Here is a 17,910-nt window from a genome sequence, read left to right as displayed (position 1 = left end):
AATGTTTTGTGCAAAATCATGATGTTACTTTGGTGTTGCCGCCGTACCCACTCGGGTAACCGGCGAGCTTTGACGATTTTCCCAAAGCACCGTCAGACCGCGTTGTAACGCTATAAAAATAAACAATAAAATGCCAATCGCGATCTTCGTCCACCAGGAACTTAATGTGCCATCAAAATTAATGTAGGTCTGGATTAACCCCTGAATGGCGACGCCAAACAACGTACCCAACACCGTTCCCACGCCGCCGCTTAGCAGCGTTCCGCCAATCACCACTGAGGCAATCGCATCCAGCTCAACGCCAACGCCCGCCAGCGCATAACCCGCCTGGGTGTAAATGGAAAACACAATGCCGGCAAGCGTCGCCAGCCCGGTAGACAGCATATAAATGCGGATCGTTGTGCTGCGAGTAGAAATGCCCATCAGGTTAGCAGAGGTGGCGTTGCCGCCAATGGCATAAACCTGATTACCAAAGCGCGTACGGTGCGCAAGGAAGATGCCAATCACCACCACGCCCAGCATTAACAACCCCATCGCGCTCAGGCGACCGCCGCCAGGAATTTTCCATGCCAGACTGGAGAGCGTGTCATAAATCGGATGGTTAATTGGGATCGACTCTTCAGAGACCAGATAGCTGACGCCGCGCAGGAAAAACATTCCCGCCAGCGTAATAATGAATGCTGGGATCTTCAGCGCATCAATCAGTAACCCCATAAACGCGCCAAACGCGCAGCCCATCAGCAAAATCAGGGGGAACGCCAGCAGCGGGGAAATACCCCAATAGCCAATGGCCTTCGCCAAAAATACGCCGGTAAACGCGATCACCGAGCCAACGGAAAGGTCGATCCCGCCAGAGAGGATCACGAAGGTCATGCCCACGGCAATAATCCCTAAAAAAGCGTTATCGGTCAGGATATTGCAAATCACCCGGGTGGAAGCAAAAGCTGGAAACTGCGTCAGGCAGTAAAGGTAGCCCAGCACAAACACGCCGAGGGTGATCATCAGCGGTAAATTACGTTTTATCATGACCACGCACTCCTTTTATCAGGCTGATAAAGCGTTGTGATTGCACGACCAGCACACACAACACCACCACGGCTTTGACCACCTGATTCAGTTCCGGCTGGAAGCCCGACAGCAAAATCCCGGTGTTCATGCCCTGAATAATCAACGCGCCTACCACCGACAGCAGCAGGTTAAAGCGCCCGCCCATTAGCGAACCGCCGCCGATAACCACCGCCAGAATGGCATCTAACTCCAGCCATAATCCGGCGTTATTGGCGTCTGCCCCACGAATATCCGCCGTGACGATAATGCCAGCGATAGCCGCGCACAGGCCGCTCAGCACATAGGTGAGCATCACGATAATGCGGGTGTTCACCCCAGCGTTTTTTGCCGCACGAATGTTGATACCCACCGCTTCGATAAACATACCCAGCGCCGTTTTCCGCGTCAGCAGCCAGAACACCACCAGCGTGAGCAGTGCAATAATTACCGGCGTAGGGAACAGTAAGAGCGAGCCGCTACCAAACCACGACAGCTCGGGCGAGTTGAAAGTGACGATTTGCCCGGAAGTGATAAGCTGCGCCACTCCACGCCCGGCCACCATCAGGATTAGCGTGGCGACAAACGGTTGGATCTTGAGTATGGCCACCAGAATCCCATTCCACAGCCCAGCCAGAATGCCGGAGCCTAAGGCGGCAAGCAGCACCACCGGTAGACTGTGCCCGGCCACCGTCATCGCCGCAGTAGTGGCGCCAGCAATAGCCATGACGGCCCCCACGGAAAGGTCGATGCCGCCGGTGGCAATCACCAGCGTCATACCAATCGCCAACAGCGCCACGGGAGCGGCGCGGTTGAGAATATCAATCGGGCTACCAAACAGCCGACCATCCTGCAAAATCACCTGGTAGAAGTGCGGGGCGACCAGGCTATCCACCAGCAGCACCAGCAGTAGCGCCACCAGTTGTGGCATCCCCTTTGGCCAACGGAACCGCCGTTTAGGCGGATTGGATTGAGGGAGAGATTGAGGCATCACCATAGTCTCCTTAGGCCGCAATGGCGTTCATGATCGCCGGTACGGACAGTTCAGCCAGTGGGATCTCGGCCACTTGTTTGCGATCGCGCATAATAATGACCCGATCGGCATAGCCCACTAACTCTTCCAGTTCGGATGAAATGACCAGCAGCGCCAGACCATCCGCGCACAGCGTTTCGATCAGGCGGATGATCTCCGCATGCGCGCCGACGTCGATCCCACGCGTGGGTTCATCGAGGATCAGGAACTGCGGTTTGGTCAGTAACCAGCGCGAGAGCAACACTTTTTGCTGATTGCCGCCGGAGAGAAACTCGATCGGCTGTTCAGCGTTGGGGGTGCGAATTCCGAGCTGGCGGATAAAACGCTCGGCAATCTCGTTTTGTTCTTTCCGTGGGATAGGCCGCAGCCAGCCGCGCTGCGCCTGCAATGCCAGAATGATGTTTTCCCGCACCGAAGCGGCGGCAATAATGCCATCCGTTTTGCGATCCTCCGGACAGAAACCGATCCCCAGACACGAAGCCTGATGCGGCGATCGCAAGGTCTGCGGTTTGCCTTTGATCAGCGCACTTCCGCTGTCGGCGGGTTTAATACCGAAGATCACCTCTGCCGTTTCCGTTCGCCCGGATCCCAGCAGTCCTGCGAGACCGACGATCTCACCGGGACGCACCTGTAGATCAAACGGCGCGATGGTGCCTTTTTTGCCAAAGTCGCTAAAGGCCGCCACCGGCTTATCGCTAAGCAATGTGCGGCCCGCACGCTGTAGCGCATGGGTATCCAGTTCGCGACCCAGCATCATTTTGACCAGTTCAATTTGCGGTAATTCCCGGGTTTCACGGCAGCCAACGAAGCCGCCGTTACGCAGAACGGTGATGCGATCGCTGACCTGATAAACCTGATCGAGGAAATGAGTGACGAAGATCAGGCTGACGCCCCGATCGCGCAGATGACGCATCAGGCCGAACAGCATTTCAACTTCCTGGGTATCGAGGCTGGCGGTCGGCTCATCGAGGATCAGCACTTTCGCGGAGAGATCGATCGCCCGACAGATGGCGACGATTTGTTGCATCGCCACGGAAAAGCGGTTCAGCGGCTCACGCACGTCAAGGGAAAAACCGTATGACGCCATCAGCTCCGTCGCGCGTTTTTCCATCTGCTTGCGCTGAAGCAGGCCAAAACGCCGCGGCTCACGGCCAATAAATAAGTTATCGGCGACCGACATATTGGGCAGCAGGTTCACTTCCTGGTACACGGTGCCAATCCCCAGTTGCTGGGCATGGGCGGTGTTTTTGGGGGAGATCGGTTGGCCTTCGAGCCAGATAGTGCCGCGATCTGCATGGTAAACGCCGGTCAGCGCTTTGATGAGCGTCGATTTGCCGGCTCCGTTTTCCCCCAGCAGCGCCATAATTTCACCGCGACGCAAGCTGAAATCCACGTTATCCAACGCTTTGACGCCGGGAAAGAACTTGCTTAATCCTTCGGTGCGGAGGATTTCCTGATGTTGGTCGGTGGTCATGATTCCCCCTGCATCACGCCGGATGGCGCTACGCTTATCCGGCCTACAAAAGAGCGTAATGTAGGCCGGGCAAGCGCAGCCCCCCGGCATTTTCATGAAGGCTTAGTAGCCCATGTTTTTCTTCTTCTCTAACTCTTCTTTCGCCGTATCCGGCAGATAAAGGATCGACTTGGTAATGGTCAGCTTCTCAGGCATCGTGCCGTCTTTTTTGAATTTCTCCAGCGCGTCGAATGCCGGACCGGCCATATTCGGCGTCAGTTCGACGCTGGCGTTGGCTTCACCGTCAATCATCGCTTTGTAGATATCCGGTACGCCGTCGATAGAACCGGTGAGAATATCTTTGCCGGGTTTCAGGCCCGCTTCTTTGATCGCCTGGATAGCACCGATCACCATGTCATCGTTGTGGGCGTAAACCATGCAGATGTTCTTGCCGTTGTTTTCTGCTTTGATAAAGCTCTCCATCACTTCTTTCCCTTTACTGCGGGTGAAGTCACCGGACTGAGAACGGATAATTTTGATGTTTGGCGCACTGGCGATGGCTTCAGCAAAGCCTTTTTTACGATCGATCGCCACGCTGGCCCCGACGGTCCCTTGCAGCTCAACGACGTTACACGGCTTGCCGTCCACTTGTTTAATCAGCCAGTCGCCGATCAATTTGCCTTCCAGCACGTTGTCGGCGGTGACAGTGGTCATATAGAGAGATTTGTCTTTTACATCGATGGAACGATCAAGCAAAAAGACCGGAATGTCGGCATCTTTCGCTTCTTTTAAAACCGGCTCCCAACCTGTTGCCACGACCGGCGCAATAAAGATGGCGTCGACGCCCTGCGCAACAAATGAGCGAACTGCTTTAATCTGGTTTTCCTGCTTTTGTTGGCCATCAGCGATTTTCAGCGTAATTCCCCGCTTTTCGGCCTCGCTTTTCGCGACGTTGGTTTCTGCTGCGCGCCAGCCGGATTCAGAGCCAACCTGCGAAAATCCTACGGTTAAAGGGGCTGCCATTGCCATAGACGACATGGCTGCCGAAACTGCTGTGACTAAAAGTAAGCGCTTCCACATAAGTGCGTCCTCGTAGGGTGATTATTGTTGGTTAATTAACCGTTGCGAAAAAACTATAGACAATTGAGCATGTAACGGATTGCGTTACATCACACTTCAAAAAAGTAAATAAAACGTTAATCACAACTTTGTAATCGCTTTCATCTCGCTATGAAAAATGCGGCTGAAGATATGGATTTTTCTGTCACGAGAGAGAGGCGAAAAGAAGAAAATGCACGCAGAGAAAGCGAAAACAAGCGGAGACATTCCGCGCGAGTTGGCTATAATACCCGCCACTTGTTTGCCATAGCTTATTTAAAGGAAACAGACATGAGCTTACTCAACGTCCCTGCCGGTAAAGACCTGCCGGAAGATATCTACGTTGTTATCGAGATCCCTGCTAACGCAGATCCGATCAAATACGAAGTTGACAAAGAGAGCGGCGCCCTGTTCGTTGACCGCTTCATGTCCACCGCGATGTTCTATCCGTGCAACTACGGTTACATCAACCACACCCTGTCTCTGGACGGTGACCCGGTAGACGTTCTGGTCCCGACTCCGTACCCGCTGGAGCCAGGTTCAGTGATTCGTTGCCGTCCGGTTGGCGTACTGAAAATGACCGACGAATCCGGTGAAGATGCGAAACTGGTTGCGGTACCGCACACCAAGCTGAGCAAAGAATACGATCACATCAAAGATGTGACCGACCTGCCGGAACTGCTGAAAGCGCAGATCACCCACTTCTTCGAGCACTACAAAGACCTCGAAGCTGGCAAATGGGTAAAAGTTGACGGTTGGGACAACGCTGAAGCTGCTAAAGCTGAAATCGTTGCTTCCTTCGAGCGCGCGAAGAAGTAATTCTTACTTTTGATGCTTAGCCCCGCATGTCGGGGCTTTTTTGTGCCCAAATGCGAGTGCAACGGGCACATAAAACAACGCCACCCGAGGGTGGCGTGTTCACATCAGTACTGGTCTCTGTCTAACCAGTTACCGCTTTCAATCAGCGTTAAGCCATCAACCGGACGTTGGTACACGTACATCCATGCACTTCCGTACGGCGTTTGAATTAACTGGCGTGCGTATTCACCGCCGCGGGTACGCAGAGCGTCAAGCTCTGCCAGCGTGGCGTTATCAATACGATAAACTTCCCCGTGTACTGTTCCATTTCCCGGAACCGCGCCTGGATAGTGGCCCAGGCTGTACAACTGGTAGTTATCGATACTGAAATTTCCCAGCAACAGGGCATTGGTCATCCAGTGGCTGTTGCCTTGTTTGGTTCGTAAACTGCCGTAGACAAATATTCGCATTGCTAAAACTCGAACTGATAGAGCAAATCAAGTGCCTGATCTACGCCAGACACTGCTTCCAGATATAGCTTAGGCATCAGACGATAACGTAGCGTGAGTGTCGCTAAGGAGTCAAATATACCCACACCATATTTCACCTGCAGACCTGGCAGTACGTATCCGCTGACAACCACCTGAGATGAGTCGCCCACCCCTTGCGTGTCCAGTGCCAGATTGCTTACGCCAAATGTCTCCCCGATTTTACCCACAACCTGACCACTTTGTGCAACCCCCAGACCAATAAGCATTGAGGTCATCGCTGCGCTATCGCTCTGCTCGCTATCCAGCCCTTGTCCGCGTAGCAGGTAGGAAAGCGCCATTTGCTGCGACATTGCCGGGTCAGAGAAGATCTCCGCCTTCGGTTCATCGGCGGTACCAGTGACGCGAACGCCAGCGATCACGTCGTCTTCGGTGGCATCAGGGTTACGAATCGCTTCGATGTTGAGCAACGGCTGATCCGGCGGACCGGAGAACAACAGCTCGCCCTTACGCACAATCAGATCCTGACCATAGGCATGGAAGCGACCGCTCGGAATATTAATTTGTCCGTTCAGCCCCAGTCCCTGCTTATCCTGCACCACTTTCAGATCGCCCGTCAGACGCGCTTTCAGACCAAAGGCGTCAAGACGCACGTTGTTACCGACGTGGATGTTCAGGTTGCTGTTGATCGGAATGCCGGCGGTCTGCGGTTTCTCGGGCTGCAGATTGTTGTTAAGCATGACCATATCGCTGGACACCCCTACTGCGCTCTCCGGCAGGTCGTGTACCACGATACGCGCCCACGGCACATCCACGTTGCCATCGAGGGTGAACAGGCTTGGCGTGGCTTCAAAGACCACGTCCGGCGAGACATCCAGGCGGACCATTGGCGGTACGGTAATACGTACCCTACTGCCTTTAGCCGCGACGCGCGCCCGCCAGTTGTCTATCTGACTCCAGTCGGCATCGCCGCTCAGGTTAATTTCTCCCTGCTGCGTACGCACCACACCCGCCAGCGTTGAGCGTGTTCCTGTGAAGTTAACGGCTAACTGGCTTGGCTGCATGTCAAACGGCATAAAGTTACCGTCTATATCCAGACCGCTCAGTTGCAGCTGTCCGAGCAACTGCGGGCTTTGCACATCGCCGCCCAGCCGCAGGTTGGCGTTGATCATCCCTGCCGCTTTTTCACCGCGCGAGAAGATGGGGTTCACCATCGCCAGATTGAAGTTGCGAATATTGACGTTACCGCCCAGATTACGGCGCCCTTGCGGGTCTGTTACCTGCACCTGTCCGTCAAACTGTCCGTTGTTGGTCAGACGAATCAGCCAGCCCAGCTCGGCACGGTTATTGTGCAGGTCGGCGGTGAGATTCAACGTTTCAAACGCCACGGGGAGCGGTGCATCATTCACGCTTTGCGTGACCTTCACGTTACGTCCGCTCAGGGTGACCTGCCCCTGTGGCAGCCCCTCTTTGGTGGTGTCCCAACTCACATCGGCTTTACCGGTGAACACACCGCTGGCCTGGGTTGTCTCCGGCATAAACGGTTTTAGCATCGCCAGGTCGAAGCGGTTTAGATTCACCACCGCGCGCCCTTCCGCACCCGCATCAATCGTCTGTGGTACGCACAGCTCCGCATTCGGGTTGTTCCAGCAGTGCGGTCCGATACTAATTTTTTGTTCCTGATTACGGTAATCCAGCGCGATAGCCCGGTTGAGCGACCACGGACCAACCGGCGTCTGGAAGCGGGTATTGCTTAACTCTCCTTTCCAGCGCTGTTCTTTGCGATCAAAGCTCCCGGCAAGATCCAGTTGCCCGGAAACCGGTTCCCCCTGAATGCGCAACTGCAGCTCGTGCTGCTTTTCACTGCCTTTGGCGTTGAGCGTCACCAGGCCAATATTCACGTCAGGTTGTACAATCCGCTCTACGCGAACATTAAGATTACCGGCGATTTGCTCGGCCGATTTAACATCCCCTTCAACACGTACCTGAGCAACGGAAAGTTCCTGCCAGCGCAGACCACGGGCGGTAATATCCGCCAGCAGCTGTGGTGCTTCAACCGTACCGCGAACTTTTACCAGCCCTTTCGCCGTACCACCCAGCCCCGGCAGCGCGTTATCCAGGCTTGGGGCATCAATCGTCGCGTCGAGGTTGAGGTCTTTAACCCCCAGTTCACCTTTTACGTCCGCACTGTTGCGTCCCAGTTCCAGATGCAGGCCCGGGATCGTCCACTGCAGGTAGCTGTTCCCCTTCAGCGAACCGTTCACATTGACCTTATTCTGCTTCACGTTGCCGGTCAGCTTCAGCTCGGGAACCTCCATCTGCCAGCTTCCGCCGTACAGACTGCCGCGAGTTTTCACCAGGCCATTCAGTTTTGACGGCCAGTCCGGGATCGCTTTTGCGGTGTTGATACCATCCAGCGTTAGCTCCCCGCGCCAGCTGATCGCCTGCTGCCAGTCCACCAGCGCTTTCAGCTCGGTTTTCCCTTCCAGTGCCGCAACGCTGAGTTTGTCGAGATTGATCTGCTGCTCGTTGCCTTTGGCGTCCAGCGTGATGGTAGCCGGTGGAATATCCTGACCTTTCACGGCGGTACGCATCGACAGTGTATAGTCGGTCATCTTACCGGTCAGTTTGAGTTTGATGTCATCGGCCTGGAACTGTTTCTCACCGGTAAACGGCCAGTAAACCTGCTTACTCACCACCTCAATGTTGAGCGGTAATCCGGCTTCAGCCAGACGCGTCTGTGCACGCAGGTCCATATCCACCGGACCAGACAGATTGACGCCGACTTCCAGCTGCTCGCGCAGCGCGCCGCCGACCTTCAGCTTCACCTTTTCGCCTTTTAATGGGTCGATGTTTAGCGTGCTGTTTAACGTAATATCAACCGGCCACGTGTCGGTCAGTTGCGCCGTGCCGCTGGCTTTTACCGTTCCCTGATTCGAGTCGATGTCCAGCGCGTCGAGCTTCATGTTGCCGTCAATGCTGCTCACTTTTAGCAGCATGTTATGGACCGTTAAATCCCTATCTCCGGTCACGCGCAGCTGCTCGCCGCGAAACTCTTCAATATTGAGATTGAGCGGCAGATGGACATCGGTAATTTCCGGCAGTACCGGCTGTGAGAACAGATCTTTTAGCGTTTCGCCGAGCGGCTTTTCATCCGGCTGCGGGTTTTGAATCTTCGGTTCGACAACCTCTTCCTGCGCCACTTCCGCCACTTTGGGCAGAGCAATCAGCAGCCCCTGTAATGACGTTGGCTTCAACGTCAGCGTTTTTTCCTGCCAGTTCAGGCCGGAGGTAAAATCCAGCACCGAAACCGTGGTGTCATCGATTTTGATATTGATGTTGTTAAGCGCCACGCGTGAAAGCGTGATGGGGTAAGGCGTGGAAAGGTTAAGCGGACCGCTCTCTTCTTCCTCATCCGGCGCGGATGGCGGCATCTTTTTGCTGTCGATCGCCACATTGATGTTTTTCAGTGCCAGATCGTTGACGCACAGACTGCTGTCCCACAGGCAGTTAAGCCCCACAGCCAGATGCACTTCGCCGGCATTCACCGCCACGCCAGGCTGGTCATAACGAATATTTTTCAGTGATAAATCCCGCCAGCCGCCGGTGACCTGACCAATCTCCAGCCCCGGAACCCAACGATTAGCTGCTTTGAAGATCAGATGCAGGCCCGAGGTGGTACCGACGAGGAACGCCACCGTGCCTAACAACAGCAGGATAAAAATCAGCACGCCGAGGCTTATCTTCTTCCATAAACTCATAATTCAGGCCCCAGACCGATGTAAAACTGTAAACCATGTTCATCTTTGTCGCCGACCGGGACGGCAAAGTCGAGCTTGATAGGCCCCACTGGTGATTGCCAGCGTACGCCGACCCCGGCACCGGTTTTGAAATCGCTTCGGCGAATATCGCTGACCGCTTCACCGCTATCGACAAACATCGCGCCCCACCATTTACCGGTCACGTTGTACTGGTATTCCAGCGAGCCAGTTGCCAGCTTGGAGGCCCCTTTCAGCTTGCCGTCGCTACCTTCCGGCGAAATAGATTTGTATTTATAGCCGCGAATACTGCGATCGCCCCCGGCGAAGAAACGCAGGTCCGGCGGTACTTTGTCGAAGTCTCCGGTCTCAATCCAGCCGAGGTTGCCGCGCATCACAAAGCGATGGCGATCGTACAGCGTGCGGATCCAGACGTTTTGCGCCTGGAAAACGGAGAAATCAACATCTGACCCCCAGGCGGTGTTGGAGTAATCAATAGAATAACGCTGAGAGTCGCCCCAGACAGGCATCAAGCCGCCGCGTGAACGCGTCCGGCTGATCATCACGCCCGGATAGAGCAGCATAGTGGTGTTGGTGACGTTACCCTGGGTAAAGTGGTCGAGGCTCCAGCGCAGGTTAATCGCGCGCTGCCAGCCGCTGGAGAGGTCCCAGTAGCGGGAAACCGCAAGCGTCGTGGAGTCCTGCTCGGTATCGTTTAAATCGGTACGCTTAAAGCCGCCTTGCACCAGGTAATACTGTTCCAGCGGGTTCTTTAACAGCGGCATTTTATAGCTGAAATCAAGAACCTGCTCTGGCGCAGAGATGCTGGCGCTGGTCGTCAGGCTGTGGCCGTAGGAGTTCATCCACGGCTTTTTCCACGAGGTCTTCACCCGTGGTCCAACATCAGTTGAATAACCGACCCCGGTTTCGATGGTGTTTTCGGTGCGCGGTGAGACCACGCCTTTCAGCGGCAGCACTTTGGTTTTGCGGGCTTTATCAAACTCCGGCGCGACGACCACGGAGTTAAACCATCCGGTCGCCGACAGACGACGGTTCAGTTCGCCCAGATCTTTCGACTCGTACTCTTCACCTTCTTTAAAGGGCACCAGATTTTGCAGATACTCATCGCGAATTTGCGAGCCTTCAAAGGTGACATGTCCAAAGCGATAGCGTTCACCGCTGTTGTAATCGATATCCCAGAACGCCTGGCGGCGCTCAAGCGCTATTCCAAGCTGGCTTTTATTAAATTCACTGTCGAAATAACCTTTGCGCAGCGCCACGCTGGTGAGTGACTTTTTGAAGTTGTCATAGTCCCCCTGATTCAGCACGGTGCCGATTGCCGGGCGCGTTTTCAACAGATCCAGATAATCTTTATCCGTACGCGCGCCACCACGCAAAATCACCTCGGTGCCACCAATCAGCACCGGCTCGCCGGGGGTCACTTTGGCGATCAGCACCTGGCGGCCTTTCGCCGGCGGTGGACGTAGTTCAAAATCAATAGTCGGCTCAAAGTAGCCCAGCGCTTTTAGCCCTTCGCGGATGGCATCATCAACGCGCGCACGAAAGCGTCGGTCTGGAGTGACTTCATCACTTTGAATCGTGGACAGCTGCGCACGGACGTTTTTCTCCAGCGGTCCTGATAATCCTTCGACCTGTAAGCGAACATTCGCGGCGGCGGCGGAGCCACTTAAGCACAGTAATCCCACCCAACATAACTGACGGATATGTGGCACATTTTCTCCTGAATATCCTTTTTTCCCACCCCTGGAAAAAAATACTATGCCGTTCCTCGGCTTAACAAAAAATCAACAATAAGAGTTGAAAAACAGACGACAACCCAAATATTTCTTATGTTTAACTCTAGACGTATTCACGCCGTTTATTGTGGGCAAAGACGCGTCTCGTTACAACCTTAACCCAAATGACTGATTTCGGGAGAACGGCCATGAGTTTATTTGATAGAAAGCATCTTGTTACTCAAGCAGATGCGCTACCTGGACGCAACACCCCGATGCCAGTGGCAACGCTGCATGCGGTTAACCAACATTCGATGACCAACGTGCCCGACGGTATGGAGACCGCTTATTTCGCCATGGGATGTTTCTGGGGCGTTGAGCGTTTATTCTGGTCATTACCCGGTGTATACAGCACGGCAGCCGGATACACCGGCGGCTACACCCCAAACCCAACCTATCGGGAAGTGTGTTCTGGCGACACCGGGCATGCCGAAGCGGTACGCATCGTCTATGACCCGCATGTTATCAGCTACGAACAACTGCTGCAGGTGTTCTGGGAAAATCACGATCCGGCGCAGGGCATGCGTCAGGGGAACGACCAGGGTACGCAGTATCGCTCCGCCATTTACCCGTTAACGCCGGAACAAACCGCTGCCGCACAGGCCAGCCTTGAGCGTTTTCAGGCAGCTATGACCGCCGCAGGCGACGAGCGCACCATTACCACAGAAATCACTACGGCAACGCCTTTCTACTATGCCGAGGACGATCACCAGCAATATCTGCATAAAAATCCTTATGGATATTGTGGCATTGGCGGAATTGGCGTTTGCCTGCCGCCACAAGGATAATTTCCCCCCTCTGGCGACTTTACAGTACCTTACGCTATACTAGCTTCTGAAATTACCGGTCCACTCCCTTCGGACCGGTTTTCATTGAATATTCCATTGGATTTATACTCTATGGATTTCGAGTTGCAGGCAGGCGGCAAACTCGTGAATCCCCAGGAGCATAGATAACTATGTGACTGGGGTGAATGAGTGCAGCTAACGCACCTGCAGCTTGAAAGACGACGAGTATCAACTTCTCCCTTCCGAGGATCTGACCTTAACGGTCGGATAAGATATGTTAAACAGTATTTTAGTCATTCTCTGCCTGATCGCCGTGAGTGCGTTTTTCTCGATATCTGAGATCTCGCTTGCTGCATCACGCAAAATAAAACTTAAACTGCTTGCCGATGAAGGCAACGTAAACGCACAACGTGTTTTGAAGATGCAGGAAAACCCCGGCATGTTTTTTACCGTCGTGCAAATTGGCCTTAACGCGGTCGCCATTCTCGGCGGTATCGTCGGTGATGCAGCATTCTCCCCGGCGTTTTACAGCCTTTTCTCGAAGTACTTCGCTCCAGAGCTGTCCGAACAGTTAAGCTTTATTCTGTCATTCTCGCTGGTTACTGGCCTGTTCATCCTGTTCGCGGATTTAACCCCGAAACGCATCGGTATGATTGCGCCAGAAGCTGTGGCTTTGCGTATCATCAACCCGATGCGCTTCTGCCTGCTGGTCTTCCGCCCGCTGGTGTGGTTCTTTAACGGTCTGGCAAACAACATTTTCCGTCTGTTTAAGATCCCAATGGTGCGAAAAGATGACATCACCTCAGACGACATTTACGCCGTGGTCGAAGCCGGTGCGCTGGCGGGTGTTCTGCGCAAACAGGAGCATGAGCTGATTGAAAATGTGTTCGAACTGGAATCGCGTACCGTCCCGTCTTCAATGACCTCGCGCGAGAATATTATCTGGTTCGATCTCCATGAAGATGAGCAAAGCCTGAAGAACAAGGTGGCGGAACATCCGCACTCCAAATTCCTGGTGTGTAACGAAGATATCGACCACATCATTGGTTATGTCGATTCAAAGGATCTCCTCAACCGCGTACTGGCGAACCAAAGCATGGCGCTGAACAGCGGCGTACAGATCCGCAATACGCTGATCGTCCCGGACACGCTGACGCTCTCTGAAGCACTGGAAAGCTTCAAAACCGCAGGCGAAGACTTTGCCGTCATCATGAACGAGTATGCGCTGGTGGTGGGAATTATCACGCTTAACGACGTGATGACCACGCTGATGGGTGATTTAGTTGGCCAGGGTCTGGAAGAGCAGATTGTGGCGCGTGATGAGAACTCATGGTTGGTTGATGGCGGTACGCCGATTGATGACGTTATGCGCGTGCTGGATATCGACGAGTTCCCGCAGTCCGGCAACTATGAAACCATCGGCGGCTTTATGATGTTCATGCTGCGTAAAATCCCGAAACGCACCGACTCGGTGAAGTATTCTGGCTACAAATTTGAAGTGGTGGATATCGATAACTACAAGATCGATCAGCTGCTGGTGACGCGTCTGGACAGCAAACCTACTGTTCTGGTACCAAAACTGCCAGATGCAAAAGAAGAGGCAAAGGCGTCGTAACGCCTTACAGAAACATCAACGGCTCCTGTCCAGGAGCCGTTTTTTTAACTACTGCATAGCACTTGATCAAGCCATCTCAGTTTGCAGACGCAAGACCTGACGGTTAACTTCGGACATCACGGAAAAATGCAGCTTGTCCTTCACTTTTGGGATAAGAATCTTACCCTTATCAAATTCAAAAGCGCCTACATCCTTGATATATAACCGTCCACGAAACAGGATCTTCACGTACTTCGCCACCTGCAGCGGGTTGTATCGTTGGAAAATTTTCATTGTTGTCTCCTGCTGAGCATTACGCCTTTGCGGTACCACAATCGGTCCGACAATCCTCAGGCGCAAATTTTAATGCCCTATGACTATAGACTATCTCGTTGATGTTTCCAGCGTGTATAAGTTTATTTACCTTCAGGTTACAATTATTCAGAATTATCTTTTCAACGCTTCGCTGTCTTCAGTATAAGCCTTCATTTTTCGCAGGATTTGTGCGCCCGTCCGCAAACTGGCATCGCGCTTGCGGGAAAAAGCATCAATCGCACATATGATTAAATTCCAGACCCAAGTGGTCGGATCACCTGCAAAATAAAAGAAAGAAGGAAAACCTATGACCTTACGAAAACTGTTGGCGCTGTCGTTTCTGCTGCTGCCGATGATTGCCTCCGCACATAAGTTTGAGACTGACCAACGCGTACCACCGGTGGGGATCGCCGATCGCGGCGAACTGATTCTCGATAACGATAAGTTTAGCTACAAAAGCTGGAATAGCGCGCAGTTGCCTGGGAAAGTGCGAATTGTGCAACACATTGCCGGACGCACCTCCGCCAAAGAGAAAAATGCGACACTGATCGAGGCAATCAAAGCCGCCAACCTGCCGCACGACAAATATCAGACCACCACTATCGTCAACACAGATGACGCCATTCCCGGCTCCGGTATGTTTGTGCGCAGCAGTCTGGAGAGCAATAAGAAGCTCTACCCGTGGTCGCAATTCATTGTCGACAGCAATGGCATTGCGCGTAAAGCCTGGCAACTGGATGAAGAGAGCTCCGCTATCGTCGTACTCGACAAGGACGGACGCGTGCAGTGGGCAAAAGATGGCGCATTAACGCAGGAAGAGGTGCAGCAGGTAATTGCCCTGCTGCACAAATTGCTCAGTAAATAGAAACGCGGAAGCCGGGGTTGAGGAACGATTCACGTGGGGTGTAATCCAGAGGTTTCCCCTGCCAGTCGTGAACGTGCGCCCCGGCTGCGGCGGCAACAGCGTGGCCCGCGGCGGTGTCCCATACGTTAGTGGGCCCAAAACGCGGGTACAGCTGTGCGTGCCCTTCCGCCACCAGGCAGAACTTCAACGATGAGCCAATCGACGTGGTCTGGTGCTCGCCCAACTGTTGCAGATACTCTTTTAACTCATTATCGGCATGCGAGCGGCTAATGACCACCAGCGGCGGACGCGCGTCACGAACCTGAATTTGTTTACGTACGCCGCACTCTTCTTTCCACGCTTTACCTTCTGCTGCGCTGTACATCACTTTCATTACCGGCGCGTAAACCACGCCCAGAACCGGCTTTCCCTTTTCGATCAGCGCAATATTGACCGTAAATTCACCGTTACGCTTAATGAACTCTTTGGTCCCGTCCAGCGGGTCCACCAGCCAATAGCGCTGCCAGTGCTGGCGGACATCCCAGCCAGGAGGCGCTTCTTCAGACAGGACGGGAATATCCGGCGTCAGCGCCAGTAATCCCTCGAGGATAACCTTGTGCGCGGCGATATCCGCCGCCGTGACCGGAGAATCATCCTGCTTGCTGGTAATCTCCATCGGTTTGATTCCATCGTAGACCTGCATAATGGCATCGCCCGCGTTCCGTGCAAGCTGGCATACATGTTCTAGCATTCTCCACCTCGTTTCTGTCAGTGGTGTTAACTCGTTGTTTTACTTATACCCGATCGTCAGGGGATCCGCCAACTGTGATAGCGTCTGCGGTTTTAAACGCTATATTCATGTCATGATTCACAGTTCTGTAAGCAAGAAGATTTATATACATTTTCTTTTGTGGCTTAGATCTTAAAAGGATGCCCCTGATGATTAAGTTTAGTGCAACGCTTCTGGCAACGCTGATTGCAGCCAGCGTCAATGCCGCGACCGTCGATCTGCGTATAATGGAAACCACTGATTTGCATAGCAATATGATGGATTTCGATTATTACAAAGATACACCGACTGAAAAATTCGGTCTGGTACGTACGGCAAGTCTTATCAACGCTGCGCGTGGAGAAGTCAAAAACAGCGTGCTGGTTGATAATGGCGATCTGATTCAGGGCAGCCCGCTCGGGGATTACATGGCGGCCAAAGGGCTGAAAGCGGGCGAAACTCACCCGGTATATAAGGCGCTGAATACCCTGGATTACGCGGTGGGTAACCTCGGCAACCATGAATTCAACTACGGCCTTGAGTATCTGCACAACGCGCTAGCAGGGGCGAAGTTCCCTTACGTTAACGCCAATATCATCGACGTTAAGACCAAAAAGCCGCTATTTACGCCTTATCTGATCAAAGACACTGAGGTTGTCGACAAAGAAGGGAACAAGCAGACGCTGAAGATTGGCTATATCGGTTTTGTGCCACCGCAGATTATGACCTGGGATAAAGCCAACCTCAGCGGTAAAGTGACGGTGAACGACATTACGGAAACTGCACGCAAATACGTTCCCGAAATGCGAGAAAAAGGTGCCGATGTCGTGGTGGTAGTTGCTCACTCCGGGCTTTCTGCCGACCCGTATCAAACCATGGCGGAAAACTCCGTTTATTACCTCAGTGAAGTCCCGGGCGTAGATGCCATTATGTTTGGTCACGCTCACGCCGTTTTCCCCGGTAAAGACTTTGCCAACATCAAAGGTGCAGATATCACAAAAGGTACGCTGAATGGGGTTCCGGCAGTGATGCCGGGCATGTGGGGCGATCATCTGGGGGTGGTGGATTTAGTGCTGAATAACGACAGCGGTAAATGGCAGGTCACCCAAGCGAAAGCCGAAGCACGTCCGATTTATGACGCGGCAGCGAAAAAATCACTGGCAGCAGAAGACAAAAAAATCGTTGAGATCCTGAAAGCCGATCACGACGCCACGCGTGAGTTTGTCAGCAAACCGATCGGTAAATCCGCCGACAATATGTACAGCTATCTGGCGCTGGTACAGGATGATCCGACCGTACAGGTGGTGAACAACGCGCAGAAAGCCTATGTGGAACACTTTATTCAGGGCGATCCGGATCTGGCAAAACTACCGGTACTTTCCGCCGCCGCGCCGTTTAAGGTCGGTGGGCGTAAGAACGATCCGGCCAGCTTTGTAGAAGTCGAAAAAGGCCAGTTAACCTTCCGTAACGCCGCTGATTTGTATCTCTATCCCAACACTCTGGTGGTGGTGAAAGCCAGCGGTAAAGAGGTGAAAGAGTGGCTGGAATGTTCCGCCGGGCAGTTCAATCAGATTGATATCCACAGCAGCAAACCACAGTCGTTGATTAACTGGGACGGCTTCCGTACCTATAATTTCGACGTGATTGATGGCGTGAATTATCAGATTGATGTTTCACAACCCGCCCGCTACGACGGGGAATGTCAGACCATTAATCCGAAAGCGGAACGTATTAAAAATCTGACCTTTAACGGCAAACCAATCGATCCGAATGCTACCTTCCTCGTCGCGACCAACAACTACCGCGCCTACGGCGGTAAGTTTGCCGGAACCGGCGACAGCCACATCGCGTTTGCTTCTCCGGATGAAAACCGCTCGGTGCTGGCCGCGTGGATTGGTGCACAGACGAAGCGTGCCGGTGAAATTCATCCGGCGGCAGATAACAACTGGCGTCTGGCGCCAATTCACAGCGATACGCCACTGGATATTCGCTTTGAAACATCACCGTCTGATAAAGCCGCGGCGTTTATTAAAGAGAAAGGCCAGTATCCGCTGAAAAAAGTCGCGACCGATGACATCGGTTTCGCCATTTACCAGTTGGATTTAAGTAAGTAATTTTCGTGCCGGATAAGG

Annotated in this window: 14 protein-coding genes; 5 read left to right on the top strand and 9 right to left on the bottom strand. The window is 53.3% G+C overall.

What is annotated here, in order from left to right:
- Positions 1 to 24: 24 nt before the first annotated feature.
- The 4 genes from yjfF to ytfQ all read right to left on the bottom strand — a co-directional run bounded on the left by yjfF (position 25) and on the right by ytfQ (position 4,610).
- Complete coding sequence (yjfF, locus tag OGV57_RS11945) at positions 25 to 1,026, bottom strand: galactofuranose ABC transporter, permease protein YjfF (RefSeq protein WP_003025736.1); 1,002 nt, start codon at positions 1,024 to 1,026, stop codon at positions 25 to 27.
- Entirely contained in the window at positions 1,013 to 2,035 is a 1,023-nt protein-coding gene (gene ytfT / locus OGV57_RS11940) for a galactofuranose ABC transporter, ATP-binding protein YtfT (protein ID WP_008323019.1), read from the bottom strand. The genes yjfF and ytfT overlap by 14 nt, the downstream gene beginning before the upstream one ends.
- A gap of 13 nt (positions 2,036 to 2,048) precedes the next feature.
- Complete coding sequence (ytfR, locus tag OGV57_RS11935; RefSeq protein ID WP_016149467.1) at positions 2,049 to 3,551, bottom strand: galactofuranose ABC transporter, ATP-binding protein YtfR; 1,503 nt, start codon at positions 3,549 to 3,551, stop codon at positions 2,049 to 2,051.
- A gap of 102 nt (positions 3,552 to 3,653) precedes the next feature.
- Complete coding sequence (ytfQ, locus tag OGV57_RS11930) at positions 3,654 to 4,610, bottom strand: galactofuranose ABC transporter substrate-binding protein YtfQ (protein ID WP_003025728.1); 957 nt, start codon at positions 4,608 to 4,610, stop codon at positions 3,654 to 3,656.
- Between the two features lie 309 nt (positions 4,611 to 4,919).
- Between ytfQ and ppa the strand changes: the two genes are divergently transcribed.
- The gene (gene ppa, locus OGV57_RS11925) at positions 4,920 to 5,447 is read left to right on the top strand and encodes an inorganic diphosphatase (protein ID WP_003025726.1); all 528 of its coding nucleotides are present in this window, start codon (positions 4,920 to 4,922) and stop codon (positions 5,445 to 5,447) included.
- Positions 5,448 to 5,551: 104 nt separating this feature from the next.
- Here ppa and OGV57_RS11920 read toward each other — a convergent pair whose 3' ends face one another.
- The 3 genes from OGV57_RS11920 to tamA are packed head-to-tail and all read right to left on the bottom strand — an operon-like array spanning position 5,552 to position 11,405.
- Positions 5,552 to 5,896 carry a gamma-glutamylcyclotransferase family protein gene (locus OGV57_RS11920; RefSeq protein WP_003025723.1) on the bottom strand — a complete coding sequence of 115 codons (345 nt, stop codon included), beginning with the start codon at positions 5,894 to 5,896 and terminating at the stop codon, positions 5,552 to 5,554.
- 2 nt (positions 5,897 to 5,898) lie between these two features.
- On the bottom strand, positions 5,899 to 9,675 hold the full coding sequence (gene tamB, locus OGV57_RS11915) for an autotransporter assembly complex protein TamB (protein ID WP_054527994.1): 3,777 nt from the start codon (positions 9,673 to 9,675) through the stop codon (positions 5,899 to 5,901).
- The gene (tamA, locus tag OGV57_RS11910; RefSeq protein ID WP_003025718.1) at positions 9,672 to 11,405 is read right to left on the bottom strand and encodes an autotransporter assembly complex protein TamA; all 1,734 of its coding nucleotides are present in this window, start codon (positions 11,403 to 11,405) and stop codon (positions 9,672 to 9,674) included. Before tamA ends, tamB begins: the two co-directional genes overlap by 4 nt.
- Before the next feature lie 212 nt (positions 11,406 to 11,617).
- Between tamA and msrA the strand changes: the two genes are divergently transcribed.
- The gene (gene msrA / locus OGV57_RS11905; protein WP_003025715.1) at positions 11,618 to 12,256 is read left to right on the top strand and encodes a peptide-methionine (S)-S-oxide reductase MsrA; all 639 of its coding nucleotides are present in this window, start codon (positions 11,618 to 11,620) and stop codon (positions 12,254 to 12,256) included.
- A gap of 274 nt (positions 12,257 to 12,530) precedes the next feature.
- Positions 12,531 to 13,871, top strand: a complete 1,341-nt coding sequence (gene paeA / locus OGV57_RS11900; RefSeq protein WP_003025713.1) for a polyamine export protein PaeA — start codon at positions 12,531 to 12,533, stop codon at positions 13,869 to 13,871.
- 66 nt (positions 13,872 to 13,937) lie between these two features.
- On the opposite strand, the gene OGV57_RS11895 is transcribed toward paeA, so the two are convergent.
- On the bottom strand, positions 13,938 to 14,144 hold the full coding sequence (locus tag OGV57_RS11895) for a DUF1107 domain-containing protein (protein WP_003025710.1): 207 nt from the start codon (positions 14,142 to 14,144) through the stop codon (positions 13,938 to 13,940).
- 328 nt (positions 14,145 to 14,472) lie between these two features.
- Here OGV57_RS11895 and OGV57_RS11890 point away from each other — a divergent pair, with 328 nt between their 5' ends.
- Positions 14,473 to 15,030, top strand: a complete 558-nt coding sequence (locus tag OGV57_RS11890; protein WP_003025707.1) for a YtfJ family protein — start codon at positions 14,473 to 14,475, stop codon at positions 15,028 to 15,030.
- Here OGV57_RS11890 and cysQ read toward each other — a convergent pair.
- Positions 15,020 to 15,760, bottom strand: a complete 741-nt coding sequence (gene cysQ / locus OGV57_RS11885; protein ID WP_003025705.1) for a 3'(2'),5'-bisphosphate nucleotidase CysQ — start codon at positions 15,758 to 15,760, stop codon at positions 15,020 to 15,022. The two genes, OGV57_RS11890 and cysQ, sit on opposite strands and share 11 nt — an antisense overlap.
- Positions 15,761 to 15,948: 188 nt before the next feature.
- Between cysQ and cpdB the strand changes: the two genes are divergently transcribed.
- Positions 15,949 to 17,892: a 2',3'-cyclic-nucleotide 2'-phosphodiesterase gene (cpdB, locus tag OGV57_RS11880; protein ID WP_114070811.1), complete on the top strand. Its 1,944-nt coding sequence runs from the start codon at positions 15,949 to 15,951 to the stop codon at positions 17,890 to 17,892.
- Positions 17,893 to 17,910: the final 18 nt, after the last annotated feature.

The organism is Citrobacter sp. Cf087 (assembly GCF_030334285.1).
Lineage (GTDB): Bacteria > Pseudomonadota > Gammaproteobacteria > Enterobacterales > Enterobacteriaceae > Citrobacter > Citrobacter freundii.
Note: the sequence above shows the minus strand (reverse complement) of the source record. Positions and strands in the feature narration are given on the sequence as shown.